A 25,338-nucleotide genomic window follows, 5' to 3' on the forward strand; every position below is an offset into this window, starting at 1 on the left:
GTCACCCATTCAGGGCCAGTGACTGTCAGTCATTGCGCCAGATCTGAAGTGTCCACCGCCAGGAACCGGAGTTGTCTCCGATGTTGTCGTCATTCATTCCTACCCCCATGCGCACCGGAAGCGCGGGAGCGGCCCAGCACCGCTCGATGTTGAGTTCCCGGAGGAAGTGGGGGTTCCAGGGATTGGAGTCGTTTCCGCTAGCCACCCAGCCGCCCGGATTGTTGTTCATCCGGAAGAAATTCGCATACTTCTTCCAGCCGGGGAAGGGGTAGCCAGAGGTCGCTGCCTCGTTCTTGCCGTCGATGCCGTAAAACTCGGTGTTCCAGTTGGAGATCGAGACCTTCGCGGACTCGTTCACCACCACATGCAGGGCATTCCCAGGGAAAATCCCGTTCGGCGGGTTGGGGCCTCCAGGAAAGCCGTCGTTCCCTCCACCTAGCTGGGTGAAGGGAACAGACACATCAGGTTGACGTCCATTCAGGCATTTCTGTATGCCTGTCTGGCCGGCGACCGCAGGAGCCGGATGCAGAAGCATTGATGTGCTGACTGCGGCCGCGATCAACGCAGCTGCTGTAACGTATCGACCGCGTCGGCCGAACGGTAAGAGGGTGGATGGAGTGCTCATGCATTCCTCGCATGCCTCGGGCTGTTGAGCCTGGTTGACGGGGTGCCAGTAAACCCGTGATGGTCGGCCCTTGGTAGAGCGCGCGAGGTCTTATGGGAGCGCATGGCAGTGCCGGGTGAATTGTTCCTGGTGTTGGTCGGACTCCGGGTTTGGATGGGACACGTGGGCAACGTGTGACGTTGGTCAGGCAGGGGCAACGCTATGGCCTGCGGCCACCGCACGATCTTCAGGAGTTCACACAACTCTCGATGATCACGCGGTGGCTGCACTTGTATCCAACCGGGGCCGCCTCAAGATTGCGAAACCAGATGGGAGTGCTAGATCAGTAAGGTCGGTCGGCGAGTTGAGTAAATATCTCGTCACTGGTGATCGCCAGATGCGTACGTAGAGCGAGGACGGGCCTCGGCTGGCGGTTCCGACTGAGGTAGCAAAACATTACCCCACCTAACCTTCTACCTATTTAATTCTTCATGGCCCAAGCGTGTGCATTTAAAGCGTGAGGCGACTTAAGGGTGTAAGCCTAAAGGTCTCGGGTTGAGTAGTTAAGTCGAACGCCGTGTAAATTCCGACCATCGCTGATGGTGGGCATGGCTGCCGGATCGAGCACGGGAAGTGTTGATATGAGTAGCACCGGAATGGGCCCCAGGTGCCCCACTGAGGGGCAAACTCCGACCGCGAAAGCAACAGGTCATTGCTGCAATTCTAGGCCGTCAGGCGGTCGGAGAATGGGCTGGGGATTCTCCCCGTAGGGACTTTCTTAAGTGTGCACAGTGGGCTATAGTTAAGACATCGCCGAGAGGGAAAGGCGAAAACCGGGGCCGTAAGGCTCATGGGGTCCTCTCTCGAAGCGTGTATGGCGCCCGGAAGGGAGGTCACGTGTAGAGCCTGAGTCGTGCTTACAAAGGCGCTCGTTAAGGTCAATCAAATCGTGGCTGAACGAAAGGAAGCGTGCGTTCATTGTGAACTAAATACTGCTTGTTCGCGGGTGGATACCTTTACTAGCGATGCGGCGATACGGCAGACGGGATACTTGTATCCCTGACTAGCTCCATAGGCTTGCCTGGGGATGACTACCGTAGTGCGCGTCAATGGTACGGCCTTGTGTCGTGATCCCATCTGTTTTCGATCCCGCGAACTTCTCCAATTCTTTCTTTCTCTCTTTGCGCTTCGGTGCAGCGTGGAGGATAGGTCGAGGTGTCTGCCTGCCTAGGTAGTCCTCTTATGCCAGTCCTATCCTCGGCGCTGCCCTTGCAGGCCTTTGCGGCCTGCCGGGCAACTCGAATCGGAGAGAGTGGTGGGTATTTTTTTGGCCACTTTCTTAAGTGTGCACACCTTGATTGAGGGGGACGTTGATGGACTGCTGGGACTGCGAAGACGGACGCCTCGCGTGTCTAGATGACCGCTACCCGAAGGAACTGCCCTGCACTTTTATTGCGCCGGGCAGTACTGGAGATCAGGCGATGGAATATCTCGCTGAGTTCTACGAGCCCTATGAGTACTAGCCGAAACACCCTCTTTCCTCGCAGCCGGCCAGGGGAGAGGTGTGTCCGCGGGAGGTGGCCTACCCGCGCTGATGAGGCAGGCCGAAGGAAAGGGAAGGTGACCCTTCGATGATTGATTGGGATTACGGATACGTGGTTCTGGCGAAGGTGACACGCCGAAAGGAGTTCACTCTTGGCAAGTCGACTGTTCTGAAGAGTCGCGCGGTCATTGTGCTGGATAGCGGGCAGATACGAACTGTCGTCAAGCGTTGCGATGGGCTGGTTGTGTCTTCCAGGTTGTGGGCCCAGTCCTTTGAGGTGGCAGTCCATCAGGCTCGCGAGTTCGAGCGGGCTTACATAACTGAGGAACTGCCCGAACAGATCTTGTGGAAGGGCAAGTGGGTCAACCATTAGCGATGCCGAAACACCCCAGTTTGGGGTGTCCGTGGGAATTGGCTTACCCACGCTGATGAGGCAGGCCGCTGGAAGACAGGAGATCTGTGATGACTCGGAGCATCGATTCAAATGATGGCTTTGTCGAGGCGGGCGAACAAGAATATTCGCCCTGTTCAGGGTGCTGGCGGTGTCACGGATCGCGGGACGTCTTGGCGGAAGTTGAGCAGTCGATAGAAGAGGACCGAGTGAAGAGCTACGTCCTTGATGTCTTCGATAGCGACACTGACGAGACGGTGCATTTCGTCACCCTCAGGTGTAGGCAGTCTGACTATGTAACCCGGATCACTGAACTTGTTAACGCTCTCAGCGCCGTTACGGGACGGGGCGTCGAAGTCTCGATGGTCCACGAGAAATAGCCGAAACGTCATTCCGGGGGTCTTCTCTGGAATGACGTCCACGGGAGTTCGCCTACCCGTGTTGATGAGGCAGGCGTAAGAGAAAGGAGAAAATCGTGTCTTGTGTCCCGGTCATCTGTGCCACTTGCAATATTGGCCTGTTCAAGGAAACGGTTTGGGGGCCATACAGGTGCACTCATTGCGATGAGCCTCTGCTCCCCGTTGATCTCATACTTGAACGAGGTGAGAGGACTCTCATGATTCACAGTCGACTCTATATCGAGCGCACAGATGAAGGGGAGTCCGCTGATGGCTAACTCTGCAATGGCTGCCTACCGTGATTTGGTGCTCAAACGGCTTTACGGGAGTGGAGTCAGTCGTACTGAGGCGATTCGTCGTAAGCAGCACGGTGCCCGTCTGACGGCCACGAAGATGGAGGCCCGACGGGTCGACTGTGTTTCGGGTAAGTGGATCGGTGAGTTCTTATATCACTTCGGTGATCGAACTTATGGATTCACCGTTGGGCGTCTGGGCCGTGGAAGTGGTCATGGCTACAAGGTGTTCGCGTATTGGCCTGGCGAGTACTCGGCGGTGAGTCAAACGTATCTGTTCCGCGATAGGCGGGAGGCGATACGTGCTGTTCAGCACCGCAGGGTTCAGGAAACGGCAGCCTACGTGTATTGGTCGGTTCGAGCTTATCGACGTGCGGAGAAACGGCGTCGCTATGTCGGTGACCAGCCGTTCCAACGCACGGTTCTTTGGCACAGCGAGGAGCAGTGGTGACGTAGAAATAGCCCCGGATCACCCATGGGTGAACTGGCACACGTGCAGGTTCGATTCCTGCCCGGGGCGCCGCAGCCAGAAGGTTGCGAGAGAAAGATCGGAGAACAATGGAATATCGAAACGTGGCATTCGGGTACGTTCCGCAGGCTGGTTATGTCCGTCTGCAATGGAACCCCGAGGGAGGCATCCGCGCCACCCGCGTTTTCACAGGCCAGACCATGGACCTGTGCGCGCGATGCGATTTCCCGATACCTCATGAGGCGGAGCCCGAGCACCTATTCATGGCTCTGGCGACGTGCAACAAGCACAGCCTCTTTGGTGCGCCATCCGCTTGGGACCGGTACGACGCCCTGTGGGGCGACGAGTCCATGCACCGTCGTGCCCGTCATGGGCACGGACTGGGCATCACCTCTGACGATCTCCTGCGGGTGCTGGAGACGGCAGCCAAGTGGGGTCGGATCAGGGTGGAGGTGGAGCACCTACAGGGGCCACAGGTTTGGCAGGCCCGTATGTGGGTGCGTCACCCCGACGAGGACCAGGAGGCCGAGCTCGGGCCGGTGGTTGTCGATGCCGGCGACGTGCGCACGATGCTGCGTGCTGCCGACTACCTCATGCCCAAGGACAGCTATGCCGCAGGCGAGTTGATCGACCTGATGCAGCTGGATGCGGACCGGATCACGCAGTTCATTGACGAGGAACTGCATCCGGCTCAGGCGGACGCGATTCTGTGCCTAGCCATCTTTGGCGGCGATCTGTACGGCCCACCTTTCTGATTCAACTGATTTAAATCAGCCCCTACCCCGCATGGGGAGGCGAACCGGTTCGATTCCGGATAGGGGCACTGTGGCCTGCCCAGGTCACGCGAGAGAAGAAGGAGAAGGATGAACACTGACGACTTAAGGTTCGGCAACCTCAAGCACATGCAGACCGCATGGAGCGAAAGGACTCCGGGTGTGGCGCATGCCTCGTGGTCAGGCCACCTCACCGCATGTGGGGTACCAGTGATCAAGGCCAAGCCTGTCAATGACTCGCACCCTCGTGACATCACGTGTGCGGAGTGTGGTGCAACGGCAGTTTTCGACCTGAATACTGCAAGAGGCGGGGCCAGGGCCGTTACTGAGAAGTATGAGGCCAGGGGTGCCATCACGCATTCCTTCGCATTGAGCTTTCGAGAGGAGGCCCTTGCGGCTATCGCCCCGAAGGCTTTTGAGATGCGCAGGAACGGTGACTCGTGGAACAAGATCACCACGGATTTCCTGATGATTGCCGCACCGGGCGAGGACGGCACGTCGACATTTGTCGGAAAGGTCGGCCTGGCCGTGATTGAGGGCCTGGAAAAGTCCGAGTATCAAGGGGGTTACTGATGTGGGTTCGATATCACGGTCGTGATGTCCATCCCGCTGAGCCCTTGAACGAGATGGCGGTAGAGCTGAAAGAGCGCCGGGTTGAATACCGTCTGCTCATCGGCCTCGGTGCCCTTCTCGTCACCTCGGGTGTGTGGGCTGAACGAATGCTGATCTCCTACGACAGTGATCGGAGATTCTTCGTGGCGGATGTGATTCCGTTCGGAGAGTCCGATTGGCGGCAAGTGGGATTTCTGCCCCCAACATCAAATGCGCGCTACTTCGCGCAGCGAACCTTCGAGAAGTAGGGGGATCGGTGCGTACACAGCAGATCAGTCCCAGGTCTCTCGTACTCAGTGAAGATCTCGGGTGGAACTGCACGGTTCAGGTTCACATGGACCGGCGTGGCTCACTCGTCTCCCAAAGCGATGTGACGTTCTGGATCAGGGACAAGCCATTCGACGGCGGCCCCTGCCCAGCAATGCCCGGAGATCATTGGGACATCGGACTCATGCGGGTCACGTGGTGGCTCTCCGGCAATGTGAAGTACCGAGCGAACATCGTGCTGCCCAAGCACGGATACTCCCCGCTCTATTGCACCGGCCAGCCCGGATGCAACTGTGAAGTACACGCGAGTTAGATAAATACTCGCAGCCCCCCTAGGTGGATCAGGCCGGTTGCAAATACCGGCCGGGGCACAATGCTGCCTTCTTCAGGCAGTAGAGAGAGAAAAGGAGAAGGTCATGCGATGTGGACCCTGCGCAATGGAGGGAACCACTACCGCTGCCGTAGGTCTGCTCAGCATGACCTTCGGCAGCGTGGCCGAGACCGGAATGTGTCAACGCCATGGAAAGGTCTTCTGGGACTTCTTCATGGAGGCATTCGGCTCGGTCGCCGTGATCGACGGAGAGGAACAATGAACGGATCGCGGGACGTAGAACTCTACGGACCCATCGGTGATGCTGTGAAGCGCATCGCTCCGTATGTGGAAACGGATCCCGTCGGCATCTATGCGGCATGCCTGTCCATGTGGTCAATGGCCATCGGGAACAGGGTCTTCATGGATGCTGGCCGACGGCGTAGCCCCCTTGTGTCCACGGCCCTCGTGGCTGACACGGGTACAGGTAAGGGCGTGTCGCTTGAGGCATCTCGACACATCATGGCCGAGTCAATCGGCCGTGACATCGAGCTGCGGGAGACCTCCGGCCTGACATCTGGTGCCGCCCTGGTGGACCACGTGTACAGGCAGATGGTCAAGACGGAGGAAGCCTACGGAATTGCTGACACCCGGGTCCTGGTCATCGAGGAGGAGTGGCGGGAGATCCTTGAACGGACCTCTCGGGACTCGTCTTTCACGTCCAAGATCCGGCACTGCTGGGACTGTGCCACTCTGCGGAACACGACGAAGAAGAAGTCCGAGAACGACGTCCCCCAGGAAGTGCGTAACGCGCGGGTGGTCTTCCACACGCACATCACGCCCTCCGACTGGAGGAAGTTCGTCAGCTTCACGGACGCGGCGGGCGGGTCCTTCAACAGGATCCTGCCCATCGCCCTGGATGACGTGCCGCTTTTGCGGAAGCGCAAGCTTCCCCCTGTGGACACCACGCGCCTGATAGACGCGTGGGACTGGGCCTCAAGCGAACGACACGTCATGCAGCTCACGACCAGCGCGGACAACCTCAACTGGGTATTGCGCCGGGGGGAGCGGGTTCTTCTGAAGGCTCTGCCTGCACATCAGGGGGACTTCGTTGCCCGAACTGCCGAGCAGACCACGCGTGTTGCGGCTCTGCTCGCGACGTCGGAGGGCACGGACCGTATTACGCGGGCCCACATGAACGCCGCCGTCACCTTCGTGCGGCACAGCGTGAGAACCGTCCTCGACCTGACGAAGGACGGGCCTGGCAAAAAGGCGAAGGCGACACCGGAAGACCGGGTGCTGGCCGAGCTGGGCAGGCATCCCGGAGGGATGCGCTCAGCCGTCTTGCAGCGGGCCTCGGGGGCACTTGCTCACGACCTCCAGAGCATGGAGGAGCGCGGTCTCATCATGCATCGCGAGATCAAGGACGGCCCTGGGCGACCGGTGAAGCTGTATCAGCTCATCGGCAAGTCCGGTCTGCTCCCGCGGCCGGCCCCGGGCAAAGCCATGCCCTCTGCCGGGTCCGTAAACCCGTTCCTGATGGCGCTTCAAAGCGCCTGACCTCTCCGTGGTCACACCGTACCCCCGCCGAGGGGTAGCGGTATTCAGTATAAGAAATAGGGAGAACACATGCTGTACAAGGCGCCGACAGGCAAGGTGCATTCGTCGCTGACGGATCACGACCTGTGTGTCTTCGTTCGCAACAACGCGAAGACGGACTTCGCGGGAGCGGAAGAACTCCCGATCGGTGACTACCAGCCCGGGGACGACTGCGTCAACTGCGCAGAGGGAATCCGGCAGGAAGTCAAGGTCGAGAACCGAAGGGCTCACCCTGACCTCGGCACCGATGCTGTGGAAAAGGGAGGCCTCCCGTCAGCCGTCAGCGATGAGCCGGACGACGAGGAAGACGACTGGGAGGACGAGAGTGAATATGTCGTCGACCCCGAAAAGAAGGCTGCCGTAGAGGCCGAAATGGGCCTCTTGGATGCCGAGGAAGCAATGGAGAACTGGACCTACATCGCATCGCGGTCGAGGTCCGAACACGGGCGCACCTTCTGGAACGACAAGGTCGCGGCGCTGAGGGCTGCCATCGAATTTGTTCCCGGCCAGGACGAGCAGGCTACTGAGCCTCCTGCCGAAGACGATGTCCCCTCAGCAGAGGAAGAGGCAGAGGTGACTTCGGAACTGCCCTTCATTGAGGAACCTGAGAAGAAGACCCCGGCCCGCCGACGTACGGCGAAGAAGCCGGAACCCGTAAAGGCCTAGTGATCAGCCCGCCTAGCTTGGGTGAACCGGGGTGCAAATCCCCGGCGGGCACCATGCCGGAAAACTCCGGCAGCAGATAGAAGGACAGGGAGACGAAGATGGCTAGGAACGTGCGTCAGGTCATCGACTACACGGACGACATGACAGGCAAGGGCCTGGAAGAACAGTTCGTTGACGAACGCTTCTCGTTCTCAATCGACGGCGCTCACTTCAGCCTTGACACACACTGCGAGACGGCAAACAAGATCAGAGAGCTGCTCGCCCTTGCGGCGGCCCATGCCGAAATCGATTACTACCGGACCAAGCCCCAGGCTCCGACCGTGAAGCCGAAGAGGAAGAGCAACCCGGAACGCGACCGGCTTTTGAAGAAGATCCGTCACTGGGCCAACGAGAACAACTTTGACTGCAAGGAAACAGGCAAGATCCCGGACCGGATCATCGAAGCCTACAAGTCCTCGAATCCCGGCGTGGATATGAGTGTCTACACGATGACTGCCTAATAGTCGGCCTCGATAGGGGCGCGGTCACCCAGTGGGGTGGTCGCGCCCTTTGTCGTGGCCGCCTATCGGAGACGGCCAAGAAGAGAGGCAGGCCATGGGAACGTGGGGATACGAAGTATGGAGATGTACGACCGGATACACACGGCCGTACGAGCATGACGGGAGCTGCGGTAGCTGGGAGCGGGATTCCATGGTTTGGAATTCCGGCTGGTTCACCGCGATTCAGAAGGCTTCCACCCACGCGCACGCCTTCGTGCAGCGCGTCAACACCGTCAACCGCTCGACGGACACCATCTTCGAGCATGTAGAGGGCGGCGGGCTGTGCAAGGGGTGCTGGAAGCAGCACGAGAACACGCACGCCGATCACGTCCTGGACGAGCTCGGCGTGTGCCTGCCCTGCGTCGAGGCACAGCAGCGGCGCGGGCCACTCACCCGGACACCTTCCGGGCGGGAGTTCATGTGTGAGCCCTGCCGGGACGACGCTCGGAGCATGCACGTTGTGCTGGCGTACATCGAGGGCAGGGACCCGAACCCGCGCCTGTACCGGCCTGAGTTCGACATCGCCCGGGAGGATGCGGAGACAGCGAGTGAGTGAGGAGCCAACAGCCCACACCGTCGTCCAGTTCCTCGCGGACAGCGGGACACCGGTCCGGGCGACCACCCTTCTGCGGGCGACAGGTCTGAGGGCGAAGGACCTGTTAGACCTGGAGAGCCAGGGCGTGATCTTGGGCGAGCTGGTGTACGCCGATGGGCCTGGTCGGCTTGTCCGTCTGTACCGGCTGCCGTGCGCGCCGCTCGATCCTGTGGCGGTCCGGGCTTATACGGTCTCCAAAGGGCTCTGTGAGGCGGATAGCCCTGCTCCTGTGGGGCCTCCGGAGTTCCGGGCCTACGAGTCCCATCTGCAACACCTGGACCGCCTTGCTCAAGCACAGAGGGCACGTGAGATGAGGCAGGCCGCTGATACTCGGCGGCAGCACCGCAGGGACCTCGTGGCGAGCTGGCCAAGCAAGAGGATCCCGCGCATCCGCGCGTGGGCCGAGAAGCAGAGGCTTGACGTGGGCACCCGGGGCCGCTTGCCGCAGTGGGTTGTCGACAAGTACGACCAGGAGGTAGACGACCAAGCAGAGCTTCAGTCCTTACTGAAGAGCCTGGGGCTATCCGATGAGGGCAACGAACGGGATGGTGCCGATGCCTAACAGACAGGGCACCCGCTCGAACGAGTACATGCTCAACGGGCGTCACATCGTGGTTCGAAACCACGACGGCAGGACCGTAGGCGTTGAGATGGATGGGCAGGAGGTTGCTAGAGGCCGAGAGTCCTACATGGCGGAGATCATCACGCGGGTGCTTTTCGAGGCCGGCCAGGAGGGCAACGCCATACGCCTAGGGTCGACCACTGCGTGGTTGTCGCCGGTCGTCGTCAACCGGGATGACCTGTGGTGCCTGGTCTTCCGCAACGGATACGGCGCCCGCTCGCACCTCATCACAGACCTCGACCAGATACAGAAGCTCCTCGACGACGTGAACCGGTAGAACGCAGAAAAGCCCCCAAGGCACGCCGTAATGGCACGCCTTGGGGGCTTCTGTTTTAGGGAAGAGGAATGGGCTCGTTGGTGGTAGTGGGCTCCTGAGCCGCTGCTGTGGTCTTGCTGTCCTCGGTGCGCTGGACGGCTTCACCGGTACCGAGGATGGCCGCAGCCAGGCCGAGGATCAGTGCCGAGGGGAGATCAGGCACGTAGTGCACGACCAGGGCGAGGGCCGCGACTAGGACGGCGTAGAGGCGTGCGGGGTGCTGCTTGATGAACTGCAAGAAGAACCTTTGCTGTTGAGGGAACAGGGATGGGAAACGGGTGGGCTAAACGGCGGGGACCTTGAGGGCGTCCCAGGATGCACGGCCCGGCCAGCCGTCGGCGTCGCTCCCGGCATAACCAAGGTGGCGCTGCCACTTTGCGTACGAGCGCTGGTCGGCAGCAGTCCACTGCGGGCCGGGACCGTCCTCGTAGGCGGAGCAGCCCTCAGAAACCAGACGCTTGCCCATGGCGGTGATCAGCGCGGAGCGCGGTTCGCCCTTGAACCAGGCAGGCCCCGGAAACTCTGCGTACCGAGCACCGGTGCCCGTGGAGCCGCCACTGGGGATGTCTGCCTCGCTCGCCTCCTGGCCGAAGTAGACGACACCCGCGCGACCCTTCCAAGCCGGATCGGCCACTACCACCCCCTCGGGAAAGTCCGGGATGCCGTACCCGTAGATCCACGCACTCTTGCGGGGACGCTGACGCAGGTACACGCCGTCCCCCTCAGCGCTGCCGTTGGTGTTGGTGTTGCCTTCGATGGTGAAGATGGTGTCCGCGTTGTAGGCGTAGACGATGCCGGTGTGCACGCTGCCCTGCGGGCCGTAGAAGGCCTGGCCGCCGATGATGGGGTACTCGCTGAACCGGCCGCGCCGCTGGAACCAGGCAACTCCCTCAGAGCAGGAAGCGGTTCGCGGGTACAGGGCTGCCGCGCCCGCCTTCAGGGCTACCCATGAGGTGAAGACGGCGCACCACGGCTCTTCGTCGTCACTGACCCAGCCAAGCCCAGGAACTTCATGGGCGTACTTTTCCTTGTTGTTCCAATGGCCATTACTGCGGCCTTCGCGATATCCCTCCTCGGCCTTGGCGATGCGGATGACGTCCTTAGCGACGGACAAGTGTTTCTTCCTCTGTTCGGTGACATGAAAAAGGCCCGCTATAGCGGGCCGTTGTGTGTTGCGGTGGGGGTTAGCTGCGTGCGATCTGAACGAGGGCTACAAGCGCGGATGCCGTCGATGTAACGACCGATGCGGAGATGGCGTACTTCCATCGTTCGACGCCTCGGATACGTGTCTCATGGTCGTCAAGCCGGTTGGCATTACCGTCCATGGTCTGACCGATCCTCTGTACCTCGATCGACAGCGTCCTGAGTTCCAGGTAGATATCGCGTGCGGTAATCGTCACGATCGCGTCATTGTCTTCGGAAATCGTTGAGCCTTAGCTGTGCGTGCCTCCGGGCGAAAGAAGGATCGCGGAGAACATGCTGACTGGTGGCGATGGGTTCTTAGGGATGGTCCAGGGCTTGGCGCTTGAAGCGGGCGTCTCTACGGAGAACGAGAGACGCGCCCCCCGCACTGCGTAGGTAATACCTCTGAGGGAGCACGTCACGTAGGCGGTCGGCGCGTTGGTGTAGTTGCCCGAGCGGAACCACTCAACGCGTGCGGAGTCCGTGCCCCAGGCCGTGAGACTCAGGCGGGTGTCAACGGCCTGGGGAGCTGCGGGCGAGATGGCTGTAAAGGACGCCGTGACGTAGTAGTACCCGGATCTGGGTATGGTGAATTCGTCAGCAGTGTTGTACGTCCATCCGCCGTACTGTTCGACCGCATCCCAAGGAATAGTGAGGGATGGTTGGTCCGAGGAGGCGGGGATCTGACTTATCTTACTTACGCCGGTTCCGGTGATGCGCACCGGATTGGCGAGCTCTCGCAGTGGATCGCGGATACGGCCATTGAATAGGGCCGCCGTAGTGAGATCTCTGGACTTCCATTCGGAAAGATCTATAGCTCATCCCTGCATGCTGGTGGCGGATGGGGCAAGAAGAACCCCAGAGAATGAGTGCCATACTTCGTTTGTGCCGCTATCTTGCGTCGGATTCCTCCACGTCGTACCAGCCGTCGCCGCGGAAAGTTCAACCGAGAGGGCGTCGCCAGCCTTGAGAAACACGAGCTCGCTCCCAATGCCAGATGCCCACATGCCGGTACGCGTGTGCTGCCGGTGATGCACTGCGATCGGTACGCCGTTGCGAACCAGGTAGATCTGAAAGGACGATCCGGCGGTACCCGAAGTACCAGCGCGCTCGACCGCCGTAAAGTAGGAGATGAGGTAGACGCCGGATCTTGGGGCGGTGAGGGTGGTACCGCCCGCGCCCAGGATCCATCCTCCTGCCTGCTCAAACGCGGACCCTCGCCAAGGGATCGAGCGACGCTGTCCGGCTGACGCCGTGTACGAGTAGTCGAGTACCGACTGCACAAGGAACGCCGGGGGAGAGTAGAGGACTTGAAGCGGAGTGGTGATCCGGCTCGCCAAGTCGGACGGCGCCAGAACCTCGCTGTCTGCCCAGCTGGGGATCGTGATCGGCGGGTTCGTCGGCCCGCTCTGTAACGTGGCCGCCGCACCCACCATGTGAGCACTGATGGAGTGCTGTGCCTCGCTGCCTGCCGTAAGTCGGTAGGCGTCGCTCGGTGATCCGCTGTCGAGGTAGAGGGCTACACCGATGGACTCTCCGGCCTGGAGGTAGGCGAGGGTCTGGACGGAGTAGAGCTGTGGAATGCCGGGCCGTTGATAGATCTCCCGGACAATCGCCATGCTGGTCTGTGTACCAGGCGTTGCCCGCTTGGTCAGGAAGAGGACGACACCGTCACCATCGACCTGAGTTGAGCCGATGGAGTCCACAGTCACCGAGGCGGATACGAGGTAGATGCCGCTGTCGGGGACGGTGAACCACTGTGCGCCCGCGTCGGTGGGAAAGCTGCTGTCACTGCTGTTCGGGGGAGTCCATCGCACGTAGAGCTGTTGGCCACGCGGCACCTTCTGGCCGGAGGCCACACCACGGCAGATCAGGCGTGGAGGGTTGGATAGATAAGTCAGGGGGTCGCGGACGGCGGCGTTCATCTTGTCGGCGGTGACGACCTCGCGTCGCGTCCAGGCGGGCAGTGGTGGTGCGGGAATGCCTACTCCAGGATGGTGGTCTTTCCCAGGACGGATGCGGCCTGGTCGCCGAGGATCCACACTCCGCGGCCATCGGCATTGGGTTTGCCGGGGATGGTGATCAGAGCAACGGCCAGCTGTTGCACGGTGGCGTCGAGCTGGAGGATGCCGGGGGATGCCGGGGCACCCACCGTGTTCGCGGTCATCATGTGGACCTGAAGATCACCGAACCGCCCGAATGATTCGCGGGGGGAGGTGAAGCCTTCGGGCCACTGGTTGCCGGTCAGTTCCGTGGAGAGGGCGACCGCCACGTACAGGGACTGGAAGTCCGTGCCGGCCTGGAGACTGATGCGGTCCGTGTTCATCGCGGTCTGGTAGTCAACGACTGGTTCCGCGGGCAGCTTGGTGCTGTCTGCCTTCCGGTAGACCAGGTTCATGACGATGGCATTGGTGTCCTGCTTGCCGGACACTCGCCAGGACACGGAGCGGCCCATGTCGGGCGTCCACTGGAACATCGACGTCTTCAACCGGAGCCTCGTCGGATCCAGGGTCGCGGCATGCGCTGCCCGCAGCGGATCGAACTCCGTCTCGCTCAACGGTTCCGGTGCCAAGGCGAAAGCGCGGGCCGATGGGGTGGGCTCGGTGTCGCTGTGCGAGGCGCAGATGGACACCACAAGGTCGCCGAACCGAAGCGTGTCAGGCAGGCGCAGCGTGGCGACATCGCTGTTGGTGAAGCTGCCACTCGTGCTGTCAGAGAAAGCCGGAAACTCAACAGGCGGAGGCGTGTCCCAGGCCCATGTCGTCCCGTCCCAGACTGCAAAGCCGGGGTTGAGTTGCCAATCTGACCCGGTCCACACGTACTTGGACATCTCAGCCCACGCCACCCCGTCCCAGACGAGCACCGGATTGTAGTTAGCCAAACTTCACCCACACATCCCCAACCTGTGGATTGGTCGGTGGGGTTGGACCGGAGAAGAGGCGCGCCGTGCCGAGGTTCTTGCCCGTGACGGTTCCGGCTGCGATGACCGAGCCGTCCGAGGTGACGGTGAAGACGGAACCCGCAGTTGCGGGTGTCGACCGTCCGTTGTGGGCGGTGATGAAGTTGCCCGTTGCCGTCGACCCGAGGGAGAGGGAAGTGGGGGCTCCCATGGTGTCCACGTGCAAGGCGCCATTGTTGTAGAGCCGAGTGAAGGCCGTGGTGCCATCGGTAAGTTGGTAAGCGGTACCGACACCGTCACCGGGACCACCTGTGCCGTCGCCGGGTACGCGAATGGTGAGCCAGTCGCGTTTCTCCGGGGCTTGGACGGTCCCGCCGGCCTTCGGCAATGCCCGGTCGAAGACGCTGTTGGCGTAGCTGCGATCGCCGTGGGGATCAATACCCTGAAGGTGCTCGTCGAGACGGGTAACCGTGTCGGTGGGCACGAGCATGTACTTGCCCGCGCCGAAGTCCACCCACAGGTAGCGGTACCCATCGGGGCCGTAGAAGGCCGGAAGCATGCCGGTCTTGTCGGCGGTGATCAGACTCATCGGGTTGCCGTTGATGTCAATCAGGTCCGTGAGCTGGACGGCGTCAGTTGCTCCCGAGGCCCATACAGTGCCCACGGCATTGGGCAGTCGTGCACCGGTGGCCGTCTCAGCGGCGGTATCGGTGGTGCCGCCGAAGAGGTAGCGCATCAGGTCCCCTCGTGAAAGTAATCAGCGATGAAGGTGCCACTGACGATCATGGTGGAGCCCTTGGGGAAGTGCATCCACCAGTCACCTCCGCGGCTCGGATCGCCCGTCGTCTGGAGAACGGGCTGGCAGGTGGATCCTCCGGCGAGATATGCCGTGCCGATGACGTAGTTCGGCATGCCGCCCGTGTTGTCGTTCGTCTGCGACTTGTTGTTGAGCAGGGTGCAGGTGACGACCTGGAACAGCCCACCCCGGCTCTTGGTAGGGAGCGTGATGGAGAACGGCGGACGCCCCTCGGACGCGATCCAGGTGAAGCCGGAAATGTTGGTGACGTTCGCGGAGAAGGCCATGGTGTTGGAGGAGAGCCACTGATAGCGGCCGATCGAGGTGTACCGGTCCTGGAGGCTCCAGTTCAGCAGCGGCGTGTAGGTGCGGTCCCGGCCGACCGAGGCGGCGATGGACCATCCGCCGTTGGCCGCGTACATGTGTAGCTCTTCAGCACCCGTGCTCGCACTCTTGTAGTAGGCCAGATCGCCGGGCACCGGGTTGGTGGGAACGCCTGTCGCTGCCACAGCGGGCGGCCGTCCCGCATCGAGGAGTGTGCGCACATCGCGGATGGATTCGACCGCGGTAACTCCACGCCGCACGGTCACTTGCGCCAGCGGGTATTGCCAGACGCCACCGTCGATCTGCCGGACACCAGGTGGGACCGGCGTGGTGGCGGGCTGGCCCTTGAGGATCCGTGCCTGGGCCTTCCTGGCGGCCATGTCGAGCTCAATGACTACAAGGTCGATGCGGGGAACAGGCTCAGTCTGGGCATTGAGCGTGAGAGTCACCGGCTGATCCGTCTGGTAGACGACGCCCCGGATAAGGGCCTTGCCGGGCGCGACTTCGACGGCACCGTCCTGTGCGGTCGACACCGAAACAGACAGGGCGTTGTCGCCCCACCGGCCGATCACACCACTGGCGGCGCCGGGGGTGACGAGGGACTGCCAGCGAACCGGATCAACGCGTGCGCCATCGCCGGTGTCGAAGGGCCAGGACGTCTCAGTCAAACAAATCCTTTCGTCAGCCCAGGTAGGAGAGATACCGGGGCGTGTAGTGCAGGCGGATGAGCGTGCTCGGTGTGCCATCGCGCGCGGTCACCCGCACGGTGTTACGGCCGGGGCGCAGCGACCACAAGGCGGAGTCGGCCCGCATCTGCGGCCACGCGTTCACGCCGTCCAAGGTCACGCTCTTGATGCCAGGACGCGTGTCGATGATCAAGGTTTTGCCCGGCGGTACGGTCGCGTCATCACGGAGCCGAAAGGTCTGTCCAGTCGCGGTGTTCTCCAGGGACAGGCCCGCGATCGGCCCGGTACAGGTCCACACGGGCCAGGCCACCACGGAGGAATCGTGGATGATGTCGACCAGGCCGCCGGAGTTGAGGGCGCTTGCGCTGATCCGCAGGGGAAAGAACGCCGGGTAGTTGCTGTTCGACAGGAACGGCCGGGACACCGCGGTGGGGTCGACGCTCCAGTCGTATTGGCGCTCCGCATCGGAGTACCAATAGGGGTCCATGGCGCGCAGAACGAGGGCTGTCTTGATCCAGGTGAACCCGGCGTTCTCCTGCGTTTCTGAGCCTTCGGCGCCGGACACGTAGTAGCACTCCAGATGCCGGGCGATGCCGTCGCCCTCGGTTGCAGTGATCCAGCCCGGTCCCAGCGTCGGATTGAGCGCACGCAGAAGCCGGTTGTGCATCTTGAGCAGACTCGTGCGGTCAACACCCCTGATGATCAGCGGAATCGTAATGTCCCGCGTGGTCGCCCTTGTCGAGCGGAACAAGCCGCCGTCCATGTTGGGCAGTTGATCGTTCTTGAGGTCGAACGTGGGCATTCCCAGCCCTGCGGGCCCCTTGGTCAGGGCAATGCCGGCCGGTGATGTCCGACCGGTGATGTCACCGGTCAGGGGAATGATGTCCCCGGCGGCACCGGTCCAGGTCAGGAACGTTCGCGGCCACCCAACAGGCGTGTACGTCGGGTCGCGTGGCTGCCCCGGATCAGGTTGGACGTTGTAGGTTGCCGGAATCGGCATCAATCACCTCACATTCTGGTGCTGAGCTGGTTGACCCGACGCCACAGCGCCTTGATCTCCGAAAAAACGTTGCTCGGCTGGTCGGTTCCCTGATTGCCGATGTTGGGCGTGATGGTCGAACCGTCGGCGGAGTCCGAGATGGTGACCTGGCGGACGATGTCCTGATGCACCGTGCCGTCGACAAGGCAGGTGACCTTGTCGCCCAGGCGCCAGTGCACGCCGTACGTGCAGGTGGGTGTGTCGATGGGGTAGACCTGCATGTTCCCCACGGCCTGACCTTCACTGAGAGCGGCTGCCGCGCGCTGATCCATGGTGGCCTGAGCAGTTGCCACAGTGGTTCCCTCCTCTGTCTTGGCAGCGAGAGCGGCCTTGCCGTCCGCGCCTTTCACCAGCGGAATGTCGCGGGCGTCAACGAAAGCTTCCGCGATCAACCCCCAGTACGCTTCCGCGTCGGCATCGGTGTACTGCTTGATCCACCGGTCCTTGCCCTCACCCTGGGCCGCGACGATTACGCGGGTGACCTTGGGTGCGGTCTGGCTGTAGACGATCTGCTTGAGGTTCCCCAGGTCCGGGCTGAAGCGGACAACGTCTGAGCGGTCTTGGACCCGGTAGGTCTCCAGGCGGATGCTGCGGGACTCAGGGTCATAGACGTTGCGCCATCCCAGCTGGCCAGCCTCAGCAATGGGTCGTACAACATCGCGAAGATTATCGAACCGAACACTGAACGGAACCTTCGGGCCCCAATGGTCGTAGGGCCACGTGGACCCGTTCGGCGTCGCGTAGTTGATGGGCCGACGGTCACTGCGGGAGTGCGATCCCGCGTTCCAGTCGATGAGGGATTGCAGCGCGTAGGCGGCTTCCCTATCGGTTGCACTGTCGCTTACCCGTGTCTGCTGATCGGCTGGGTTGCCCGGGGCGGGGAAGGCGAGACGGCTGGCAACGAGCTGGTTGTCGTCGACTCCAGTAATGAACAGAGCGCCATCGCCCGAGTCGGTGTCGACGGTCCAGTACTTCTGAATCCCCTGGACCGGGCCACTCAAGATGGGGGCCGTAACGCCCTCGCGGTAGACGGCAATGCCGCATCCGGGCTGAAAGAGCTTGGCATGGTAACGCCCAGCGTTGATCTTCAGGGTCCATGCCCCGACGTCGTTGAACTTCGAGACCATCTCAAGCGAGAGGTAGTCATCGACCATGCCGATCGGCACAAGCTGGGCGTCACGGACGATGACGCGGTACTCGCCCAACGTCCCCCTTCCCTCAGGCTGAAACTGCACGTTAAGGCGGGTGATAGCCATCAACCAACTCACCGACTGGGAAACTGGCTAAATATGCCCTGTCGAGCAAATGTCAAGCGGGGCATAGTTGGGTGTACGGCTGGTCACTCAAAGGTAGGAGATATGGAAACCAGGAGTCTCAAAACTCTGATCAAAGTGGCGGCTGCGCTAACGCTCACTGTTAGTGTATTCGCCACACCTCAGGCGGCATTTGCGTCACCGCAGAGTAAATCTGACGACATTCCATCACTTCAGGTCAGAATTCAGACGACCTATTCGGATCAAGTTGATATCCATGGATGGAATCAGCATGACACGCGTGTAAACACGGGCTGGGAATACACGCCCAATGAATACACGTCCTTCCCGGGGTGGTGGTGGCAGATCAATCAGCCGATCGACATCCACTATCGTGGGAAGCACAACGGCAAGTGGGAATCCGGAGAAACCAGGTGCGTGATCAAGAAGTCCGGCACAAAGTATTGGGCAAAGGACTGCTCCACCTGGTAGAGGAATTGCAGGCGGCCCGCACAGGTAGTGCGGGCCGCTCACAGTCCGTGCATGATGTGCGCGCGTTCCAGAGCCCGAAGGATGGTCTCCTCGGTGGGTACGTCGGGAGCGGCGTACACGTTCACCGTGACGTTCCGGCCTCCCAGCATGGAGGCGGTGTCACGAGCGGAGAAGACCTGCTCTCCGCCCTTCATGTTGATCAGTTCGGGTCCTTGCTCGCCGACCAGGGCAAGGCCCGGCGACGCGCTCTTGGTGCCTTTGGCATACCAGTGGTTGCGCTTCCAGAAATCCCAGGCCTTCGCCGGGTCCCCGTAGCGGTCCTTGATGTAGCCGAGGCCCCACTGCTCCTGTGTGACAGGGTTGGTGAGCCAGTCCCGACCAGACGATGCCATCTTGCTTGCGGGCAGCGACTGCGGGATGCCGTACGCCCCGCTGCTGGGGTTCTTGGCGAACTGGTTCCATCCGGACTCGCGCGACCAGATCGCATCGAGCGCCCCGAACTGGGTGCCCCAACCCATCTGGTTGAGGAGCTGCTTGGCGACGCCCTCGTTCTGCTGGGGAGTGCCGCCATCCAGCCCACCAGATGTCGGGATGTCCACCCCGGTCGGGTAGGCGCCGGGCCAGCCAGAGAAGGAGGCTCCTTCGGCCTGGCCGCCCTTGGGCCGGAACACGTGATCCGGATCCGTGAATGCCCTTGTGAGGCGTCGGACGGACGGGCCGGTGTTGCCTTCGATGGTGTGCAGGACGCCATTGGCGACTGATTCCACCAGGCCGATGTGCCCGCCGTTTCGGAAGGAGACGACGTCGCCGGCACGGGCCTGCAATCCGGAGATCTGCGAGCCTGCGGCCTCGCTGTTCCAGGTGGAAACACTGGGCCACCGGTTGTCCGGCGTGCCCGTCGGGCTGTTCCAGTACGACGAGTTCGCGGATGCCTTGTCGACGACCCAGGAGAGGAAGTCGGCACACCATTCCTCGCCGTTGAACTGGTTGTACTTGACCATGTTCGGGCCGGTCTCGGTGTAGCCAAGCTCCTTCTGTGCCTGCTTCACCACGGCCGATGCGCCGCCTACGTGGTCATCGAGGTACTTGCCCCAGGACAGGACGGAGCCCTTGAAGTGCTCCACTGTCCCCGAGCTGACGACACCCGCTGTGGCGAACGCATCCTTGACCGTCGCTGTCATCGCCTCGACGATCAGAGACCAGCCGTGCTCCAGCGCATCGGTGTAACCGGTGTAGGCGTCGTTCTTGTGCGCCTGAACCCATGTGCTACCAGTCGGGGACTTCCAGCCGATGGGCTGAACGATCCCGCCGTTGGCGAACATGTTGCCGCCCAGACGAGCCGCCCGGTTCCACGCGTGGATCACATCCGGACCGAGAGCTCGGACGACTTCCGGGCGCAGGATTCCCTCACCGGGACTCAGGACAGCCGGCACCGTGTCGTTGCCCGGCGAATAGCCCGGAACAACACCACCGCGGGCGAACTGGAGCGGCTTCAACGGGGCCGAGGCACCCGAGAGGGATGCCATGGCCGACGTCATCGACACGACACCAGCGTTGTACGGACCGGTGAGTGTCGAGCGGGTGGAGGAGTCCACATAGGACATGGCGGTACGCCATGAACTGGTGATCTCCGAACCCGCCGACCCGAATACGTCCCGCAGCCCGCCGACACCGGACGCCAGGGAGGTGAACGACGACAGTGACGACGCCTTCGACTGATCCACTTGCTGAGCAGCAGCCGACCACACGCCCTGATGTGCGATGAGGAATCCCTGCTCGGCGGTGGTGAGTTCACCACGTACGCGCGAGGACCAGGCGCTCATCGCCGGAAGGATGCCGGTTTGCCACGCTGTCCGTACCGTCGTGCCCACGGTCGTCCAGGTGTCCACCGAAGTGGCCTTGAACTGCTCCGTGGTCGGACTCAGGTCGGTCTTGACCTCCTGCGACATCGACACGAAAGAGGGCTGGATCAGCGTGCGCCACATGCGCTCGATCAGCTCGGCCAGGCCCTGGAAATTCCCGGCCCGTGCGGCGGCGTTCATGCCGTCGATCTGATCCGTACCGAGCATCCGAGTGATCTCCGGACGCAGAACCGCCTCGCCAGGGCTCAGCATCGCTCGGACGCTGTCGCGGCCTGGCGCAAAGCCGGGCACGACACCACCAGTGGCGTAGCCCTGGGAGAAGTCGAACAGCCCGGCCAGGTTCGGGAGTGCGTCCTTGAGGCCCTGGAGGAGGTCGTCAAGGACTTCCTTGGCGTACTCCGAGGGGCTGGAGGCGATCGTCTGCACGACCTTCCACGCGTCCGAGAACATGCCAACAAAGCCCGCGAACTGATCAGTTGCCCAGGACTTCAGGTCACCGAGCACACCACCCGGGTCGGTGACGAACCGTCCCGCGAGCGACACGAGACTCTTCACACCGGTCCACGTGTCCTTGATCAGACTCAAGAGGTTGCTGAAGACCTCCTTGAGCGTGTCCAAGGTGAAGATCTCCCCAGCCATCCGCTTGGAGCGGCCCACGATGTTGCCTTCACCGTGGTAGACCTGCGACATGAAGGCATCGCCCACTGCCGGAGCCGCCAGGCCCATTCCCAGGCCCGCGAGCTGAGCCCAGGGTGTTGCCTCCGCCTGCCCCATCAGGGCGGACGGGAGCTTCTTCGTGACCCACTGCTGAAGCTGGTCAGGCAGGCCCCGGAATCGGCTGCCTGCCCAGGTGACCTTGGTACCAACGAAGTCACGGATGCCCGCACCCGTCCGCCCCAGCCGTGTGGTGGCACCGTCCACCCCCAGAGCGGCCGTAGCCGTACGGGCAAGGCTGGACAGGTCGAGCATCCGGCGCAGCTCGTCAAACTGCGCGAAGAACCCGCCGAGTCGGCCGCCTGCACCACTGTGGCCCCGTGCTCCTGGCACTCCCGCAGCACGTGCCATCGTCGGCGCCGCCATGAAGGAGAACCCGGCACGCGGAGCCGCCGCAGGCGCGGCCATCAGACCGGAGGATCCCGCACCGCCGACCCCGGCGGCCGGACCGATCCCACCGCCACCAAATGAGGCGTGCACCCCAGTGTCGACGAATCCGCGGACACGGGGAGCAGGGGCGGAACGGGTCTTCTTGCCCCCGTCCTTCCCCTTGCCTCCGCCACCGCCGCCACTGCCCTTGGTGTCACTGCCGCCGGTGGCTTCGTCCACCGACTTCAGCGCAAGCAGAAGGGAGCCGGTCGCCTTTGTGACCGCATCAACCTTCGCCTTGAGGTCGTCGAGCTTGCCCTCAATGCCCTTGAAGGTGACTTTATTGATCTTATCCAGCGCCGGGTTCAGGCCCGCCCTGGACGAGGGAAGGCCAACGGCGTTCTTGGTGTCGTTGACTGCGGACGTGAGGCTGTTCGCCCCGTTGAACTTGGCCTTGATCCCCTCCAGGCTAATGCCCTTCAGGTTGTCGATCGCGGTCGCAAGGCGCGTCACTGCTGCCTTGGAGTTCTGCACAGCAGCACGCAGTGACGTTTCTGCGCCGTCGAACTCACGGCGCACCCGATCCGTGGAAGCGGTCTGATTAAGATCAGTAAGCGCAGTACGAACCCCAGCCACGTGCCGTTCAGTCGTACCAGCCGAGGCGGCAACAGAGCCCGCTTCGCCACCAAGTTCGGCCTGAACACGGCCCAGGCTGGTGCTGTTGAGTGGTTCCAGCGCCTGGGTTTTGATTGCCTTGACGGCGTTCTCGGCCTTGGCTGCCGAGGACTCCAGAGAGTCGCCGCCGTTCTGTCCCGCCAGTCGGCCCCGGAGCTGGTTCACGTCCGCGTTGTTCAACGGTGTGATACCGAGGGTGCGGATGTGGTCAATGCCCTCCTGAGCCTTGACCGCCAGGTGAGAAATCGACTGGGGCTGACCGTCGAACTCCCCCTGAACGTGGGCCAGTCGAACATCATTGACGCGCCGCAGGTCCAGATCGAGGGCCTTGATCTTCTCCTGGAGCTGCTTGATCGCCTTCTCGGCGTCCGAGACATCAAGCCTCAGCCGCTCCTCCGGCGGCATCGGCACCGCAGGCAAGTGATCACCCGCAGCCCGCCGGGACGTCCGGCGCCGCTCCTGACGCTCTCGATCTCGGTCAGTGCGCAGCTGGCGGGCCAGGGAAGCACGCTCATCCTCGGAGATGTCCCCCCGGCTCCTGGAGCGTGCAAGGCCGTCAATGGCGGCCGAATACCGTTCGTTCTCTCGCTGCCGTGGAGTCCGGCGCGCGTCTCGCCACTGCTGCCGGTTGTCCCGGATAGCCCGCTCTGCCTGAACGTGATCCATCCCGTGTTCAGCGGTCTGCGGAAGGCGGTCCCGGCGCAACCGCAACGCTCGATCGCGCTGCTGGAACTCCCGGGAAGCAGTTCTACGGACTTCACGTTCGTCCAGGTCAATGCGACCGCCCGAACCGTACTGGAGGGCAGCACGCGTGTATCCGCGCACTGTGTCAATCCGACTGGCTCCCCAACGGCGACGGGCATTGTCACGCTGATCGCGCAGGTTGTTGGTCCGGTCCCAGCCCTGTTCGCGGGCCGTGGCGGACCGGGTACGCGAGGCGCGGTATCCGGCGAGAAACCCCTCCCCGTTGCGACTGGAGAGCGCCCCGGATGCGGTGTGCTTGAGGCTGCGGGAGACGGCCATTCCCGCTCTTCCGATGCCCTTCGCGGCTCCCGTGATGGTCTTGCCGGCCCCGGCAATGCCACCGACGATGCCACCCAACTTGCCCAGGACCTTCGCGGCCACACCGAAGGCAATGAGCAGCGGCAGAGCCTTCACGGAGAACAGCGCGACGGTACTCAGCGCGCGCTGGATCGCCGGGTGGTCCCGGATGAACTCGACCGCGGATGTGGCGATCGAGATGACCGTGTTCACCCCGTCGACGAACGCCTTCGCGGCAGCCTTCAGGCCAGGAAACGAGACCTGCCACAGCTCTTGCAGGCCGTCCAACACCTTGAGGACCTGCTTGTACAGGTCGGTCTGGACGTGCGTGAGCATGCCCGTGGCGGGGTCGCGGCGAACCATGAAGTTGCCATCCGCATCACGCTGGGCGAACAGGCCCATGAGGTCTCTCTGCGCACTCTCCTTCATCGCCTGAAGGCGGCCCTTGACCGTGGCGTTCTGCGCACGCTTGGCCGCGTCGTCGATCTCCACGCCGCTCTTGATCAGCGCCTCAATGAAGGTGTGACCGGACGGTGCGGCCGATGCGGTCATGGCGGCCATCAGCTGGGCCGACGCGCTCTGACCCTTGCCTGTGGCCTTGTCGGCCGCATAGGCGGGCTTGCCGTCCTGGAAGCCGGTCTTAAGGAACTTGCCGTCGTCGTCCTTGACCCACTTGCCCTTGATCTTGCTGTAGTGCTGGCCCTTGCTTCGCGCCGGGCCCGGCAGATCCTTGTACCCGAGCATGGTCGCGATCTGCTCCATGCTCATGTTCGTGGCGTTCTCGAATGGCTTGAGGTTGCGAAGCGTCAGCTTGTCGGTGTCGAGGATGTACGCGATCTGCTGCATCGCCCGCGCCAGCTTGTCAGGGTCGGTGATACCGCCCTTGGCCGCGTTGTTCGCGATGGCCTTGATCAGCGCCTCGGACTGCCGTGCTGCCGCGTCCGGCTTGGCGCCATGAGACGTCAGAATTCGCACGTACTGCGGTGCGAACTCGTTCATGTCCTCCAGCGAAAAGCTGGAGTTGATGGCGAACTGCTGAAGGTCGTTCAGCATGACCTTCGTCGCCTGGATGGACACCCCGAGCCCGCCAAGGGCGTTGGCCGCCTTGTCGAAGCTGTCGGTCGCCTTAACACCAAAGGCGGTGGCCAGACCGCCCGCAGTGGCCAGCGGCGTAACCACGTTACGGTTGAGCAGGTTGCCGAGTTCCACGGACTGGGTTCCCAGGTGCTCGATCTGCTGAGAGCCACGCTTCCATCGTGTGGCGGCCGTGGCAAATAGCCCGGCCTGAGCCACAGAAGCGGTGTCCTGAGCGGCGGTAGCGGCGGCAAGCTCGGAACGCAGAGCGGTAAGACGCTCCGTCAGCTCAGCCTTGTAGGCAAGCGTGGCCTCGCGCTCAGCCGCGATCTCCTGGCCCTTCGCGGCCTTGTAATCGCGCAGTCCCTCACGGAGGTTGGCAACCAGGGTCGACTGGTTCTCCCGAAGGATCGCCTTGTACTGAAGGCCGGTCTCCTTGAAGGCCTGCTGCTTGCGGGCCTCGCCAAGCTGACTCGCACGAACCATGGCCTTGACGGCCGACTCTTCGTCCAGGCCCATCGTCGACAGAATCCGCTTGTGCCGGGCGCTCAGGCCCTGCAACGCGCGGTGCTTTTCATCGGCCGCGCTGAACGCCATCTTCACGACGGCGGCGACGGCCTGACCTTCCTTCTCCACCACCCAGTCAATGGCCCGAGCCTGGGCCTGCGACGCACGTGTTGCAGACGTCTTCAGGGCTGCTTCGGAGCGGCGGCCGGCCTCCGCGGAAGAGGCAGCGAATCCCACAAGCGCGCGGTCCACCTTGGGAACAAAGCCGAGATCAAAAGCACGTCCCGCGCCTTCACCGGCCTGACCCATGGCTCGTTCGACGGCCTGCCGCATGCGCCGGGCGCCGGATTCATCCAGCGTTGGCGTAACGGGGACCTTGGCCCGTGCTACGGGGATACCCGAGTCTTCACCAGCCAAGTTCACGTTCC

Annotated in this window: 22 protein-coding genes and 2 other RNA genes; 13 read left to right on the plus strand and 11 right to left on the minus strand. The window is 62.4% G+C overall.

Annotation, left to right across the window (positions count from 1 at the left end; genetic code table 11):
- Positions 1 to 25: 25 nt before the first annotated feature.
- Complete coding sequence (locus IE252_RS28430) at positions 26 to 562, minus strand: hypothetical protein (protein ID WP_190092276.1); 537 nt, start codon at positions 560 to 562, stop codon at positions 26 to 28.
- Positions 563 to 2,125: 1,563 nt separating this feature from the next.
- Here IE252_RS28430 and IE252_RS28435 point away from each other — a divergent pair.
- The 12 genes from IE252_RS28435 to IE252_RS28490 all read left to right on the plus strand — a co-directional run bounded on the left by IE252_RS28435 (position 2,126) and on the right by IE252_RS28490 (position 9,958).
- Positions 2,126 to 2,213, plus strand: an RNA gene (locus tag IE252_RS28435) — hammerhead ribozyme type II.
- 310 nt (positions 2,214 to 2,523) lie between these two features.
- Positions 2,524 to 2,590: hammerhead ribozyme type II (locus tag IE252_RS28440), an RNA gene on the plus strand.
- A gap of 616 nt (positions 2,591 to 3,206) precedes the next feature.
- Positions 3,207 to 3,680 carry a hypothetical protein gene (locus tag IE252_RS28445; protein WP_190092277.1) on the plus strand — a complete coding sequence of 158 codons (474 nt, stop codon included), beginning with the start codon at positions 3,207 to 3,209 and terminating at the stop codon, positions 3,678 to 3,680.
- Positions 3,681 to 3,802: 122 nt separating this feature from the next.
- Positions 3,803 to 4,453, plus strand: a complete 651-nt coding sequence (locus IE252_RS28450) for a hypothetical protein (protein ID WP_190092278.1) — start codon at positions 3,803 to 3,805, stop codon at positions 4,451 to 4,453.
- A 108-nt stretch (positions 4,454 to 4,561) separates the two neighbouring features.
- Positions 4,562 to 5,044, plus strand: coding sequence for a hypothetical protein (locus IE252_RS28455; RefSeq protein ID WP_190092279.1), 483 nt, complete (start codon positions 4,562 to 4,564; stop codon positions 5,042 to 5,044).
- A 44-nt stretch (positions 5,045 to 5,088) separates the two neighbouring features.
- On the plus strand, positions 5,089 to 5,331 hold the full coding sequence (locus tag IE252_RS28460) for a hypothetical protein (RefSeq protein WP_190092280.1): 243 nt from the start codon (positions 5,089 to 5,091) through the stop codon (positions 5,329 to 5,331).
- Positions 5,332 to 5,939: 608 nt separating this feature from the next.
- Entirely contained in the window at positions 5,940 to 7,220 is a 1,281-nt protein-coding gene (locus IE252_RS28465) for a DUF3987 domain-containing protein (RefSeq protein WP_190092281.1), read from the plus strand.
- A gap of 69 nt (positions 7,221 to 7,289) precedes the next feature.
- Positions 7,290 to 7,925: a hypothetical protein gene (locus IE252_RS28470; protein ID WP_190092282.1), complete on the plus strand. Its 636-nt coding sequence runs from the start codon at positions 7,290 to 7,292 to the stop codon at positions 7,923 to 7,925.
- A 98-nt stretch (positions 7,926 to 8,023) separates the two neighbouring features.
- On the plus strand, positions 8,024 to 8,425 hold the full coding sequence (locus IE252_RS28475) for an Lsr2 family DNA-binding protein (protein ID WP_190092283.1): 402 nt from the start codon (positions 8,024 to 8,026) through the stop codon (positions 8,423 to 8,425).
- A 190-nt stretch (positions 8,426 to 8,615) separates the two neighbouring features.
- On the plus strand, positions 8,616 to 9,020 hold the full coding sequence (locus tag IE252_RS28480) for a hypothetical protein (protein ID WP_229848833.1): 405 nt from the start codon (positions 8,616 to 8,618) through the stop codon (positions 9,018 to 9,020).
- Positions 9,013 to 9,621, plus strand: a complete 609-nt coding sequence (locus IE252_RS28485; protein ID WP_190092285.1) for an Lsr2 family DNA-binding protein — start codon at positions 9,013 to 9,015, stop codon at positions 9,619 to 9,621. Before IE252_RS28480 ends, IE252_RS28485 begins: the two co-directional genes overlap by 8 nt.
- Positions 9,614 to 9,958: a ubiquitin family protein gene (locus tag IE252_RS28490; protein ID WP_190092286.1), complete on the plus strand. Its 345-nt coding sequence runs from the start codon at positions 9,614 to 9,616 to the stop codon at positions 9,956 to 9,958. The genes IE252_RS28485 and IE252_RS28490 overlap by 8 nt, the downstream gene beginning before the upstream one ends.
- A gap of 55 nt (positions 9,959 to 10,013) precedes the next feature.
- On the opposite strand, the gene IE252_RS28495 is transcribed toward IE252_RS28490, so the two are convergent.
- The 9 genes from IE252_RS28495 to IE252_RS28535 form a co-directional block, all read right to left on the minus strand.
- Positions 10,014 to 10,235 (minus strand): hypothetical protein, encoded by a 222-nt coding sequence (locus IE252_RS28495; protein ID WP_190092287.1) that lies wholly within the window; start codon positions 10,233 to 10,235, stop codon positions 10,014 to 10,016.
- A 45-nt stretch (positions 10,236 to 10,280) separates the two neighbouring features.
- Positions 10,281 to 11,111, minus strand: a complete 831-nt coding sequence (locus IE252_RS28500) for a peptidoglycan-binding protein (RefSeq protein ID WP_190092288.1) — start codon at positions 11,109 to 11,111, stop codon at positions 10,281 to 10,283.
- Between the two features lie 70 nt (positions 11,112 to 11,181).
- Positions 11,182 to 11,397, minus strand: coding sequence for a hypothetical protein (locus IE252_RS28505; protein WP_190092289.1), 216 nt, complete (start codon positions 11,395 to 11,397; stop codon positions 11,182 to 11,184).
- 600 nt (positions 11,398 to 11,997) lie between these two features.
- Positions 11,998 to 13,104 (minus strand): hypothetical protein, encoded by a 1,107-nt coding sequence (locus IE252_RS28510; protein WP_190092290.1) that lies wholly within the window; start codon positions 13,102 to 13,104, stop codon positions 11,998 to 12,000.
- A gap of 59 nt (positions 13,105 to 13,163) precedes the next feature.
- A complete protein-coding gene (locus IE252_RS28515; RefSeq protein WP_190092291.1) occupies positions 13,164 to 14,042 on the minus strand; it encodes a hypothetical protein in 879 nt (292 codons plus the stop codon).
- A gap of 10 nt (positions 14,043 to 14,052) precedes the next feature.
- Complete coding sequence (locus tag IE252_RS28520; RefSeq protein WP_190092292.1) at positions 14,053 to 14,814, minus strand: hypothetical protein; 762 nt, start codon at positions 14,812 to 14,814, stop codon at positions 14,053 to 14,055.
- Complete coding sequence (locus IE252_RS28525; protein WP_190092293.1) at positions 14,814 to 15,866, minus strand: hypothetical protein; 1,053 nt, start codon at positions 15,864 to 15,866, stop codon at positions 14,814 to 14,816. Before IE252_RS28525 ends, IE252_RS28520 begins: the two co-directional genes overlap by 1 nt.
- 13 nt (positions 15,867 to 15,879) lie before the next feature.
- Positions 15,880 to 16,884: a phage distal tail protein gene (locus IE252_RS28530; protein WP_190092294.1), complete on the minus strand. Its 1,005-nt coding sequence runs from the start codon at positions 16,882 to 16,884 to the stop codon at positions 15,880 to 15,882.
- Between the two features lie 8 nt (positions 16,885 to 16,892).
- Positions 16,893 to 18,179, minus strand: coding sequence for a siphovirus ReqiPepy6 Gp37-like family protein (locus IE252_RS28535; protein WP_190092295.1), 1,287 nt, complete (start codon positions 18,177 to 18,179; stop codon positions 16,893 to 16,895).
- A 102-nt stretch (positions 18,180 to 18,281) separates the two neighbouring features.
- On the opposite strand from IE252_RS28535, the gene IE252_RS28540 reads away from it, so the two are divergent.
- Positions 18,282 to 18,668 carry a hypothetical protein gene (locus IE252_RS28540; protein WP_190092296.1) on the plus strand — a complete coding sequence of 129 codons (387 nt, stop codon included), beginning with the start codon at positions 18,282 to 18,284 and terminating at the stop codon, positions 18,666 to 18,668.
- 38 nt (positions 18,669 to 18,706) lie between these two features.
- On the opposite strand, the gene IE252_RS28545 is transcribed toward IE252_RS28540, so the two are convergent.
- Positions 18,707 to 25,327, minus strand: a complete 6,621-nt coding sequence (locus tag IE252_RS28545; RefSeq protein ID WP_190092297.1) for an aggregation-promoting factor C-terminal-like domain-containing protein — start codon at positions 25,325 to 25,327, stop codon at positions 18,707 to 18,709.
- Between the last annotated feature and the right edge of the window lie 11 nt (positions 25,328 to 25,338).

This window comes from Streptomyces melanogenes (assembly GCF_014649795.1).
GTDB lineage: Bacteria > Actinomycetota > Actinomycetes > Streptomycetales > Streptomycetaceae > Streptomyces > Streptomyces noboritoensis.

Bases quoted from the DNA above. Each gene is read 5' to 3' on its own strand.
- IE252_RS28480 (WP_229848833.1), top strand. From the start codon at position 8,616: ATGGTTTGGAATTCCGGCTGGTTCACCGCGATTCAGAAGGCTTCCACC.
- IE252_RS28540 (WP_190092296.1), top strand. From the start codon at position 18,282: ATGGAAACCAGGAGTCTCAAAACTCTGATCAAAGTGGCGGCTGCGCTA.
- IE252_RS28455 (WP_190092279.1), top strand. From the start codon at position 4,562: ATGAACACTGACGACTTAAGGTTCGGCAACCTCAAGCACATGCAGACC.
- IE252_RS28465 (WP_190092281.1), top strand. From the start codon at position 5,940: ATGAACGGATCGCGGGACGTAGAACTCTACGGACCCATCGGTGATGCT.
- IE252_RS28445 (WP_190092277.1), top strand. From the start codon at position 3,207: ATGGCTAACTCTGCAATGGCTGCCTACCGTGATTTGGTGCTCAAACGG.
- IE252_RS28535 (WP_190092295.1), bottom strand. From the start codon at position 18,179: ATGGCTATCACCCGCCTTAACGTGCAGTTTCAGCCTGAGGGAAGGGGG.
- IE252_RS28470 (WP_190092282.1), top strand. From the start codon at position 7,290: ATGCTGTACAAGGCGCCGACAGGCAAGGTGCATTCGTCGCTGACGGAT.
- IE252_RS28475 (WP_190092283.1), top strand. From the start codon at position 8,024: ATGGCTAGGAACGTGCGTCAGGTCATCGACTACACGGACGACATGACA.
- IE252_RS28510 (WP_190092290.1), bottom strand. From the start codon at position 13,104: ATGAACGCCGCCGTCCGCGACCCCCTGACTTATCTATCCAACCCTCCA.
- IE252_RS28520 (WP_190092292.1), bottom strand. From the start codon at position 14,814: ATGCGCTACCTCTTCGGCGGCACCACCGATACCGCCGCTGAGACGGCC.
- IE252_RS28490 (WP_190092286.1), top strand. From the start codon at position 9,614: ATGCCTAACAGACAGGGCACCCGCTCGAACGAGTACATGCTCAACGGG.
- IE252_RS28530 (WP_190092294.1), bottom strand. From the start codon at position 16,884: ATGCCGATTCCGGCAACCTACAACGTCCAACCTGATCCGGGGCAGCCA.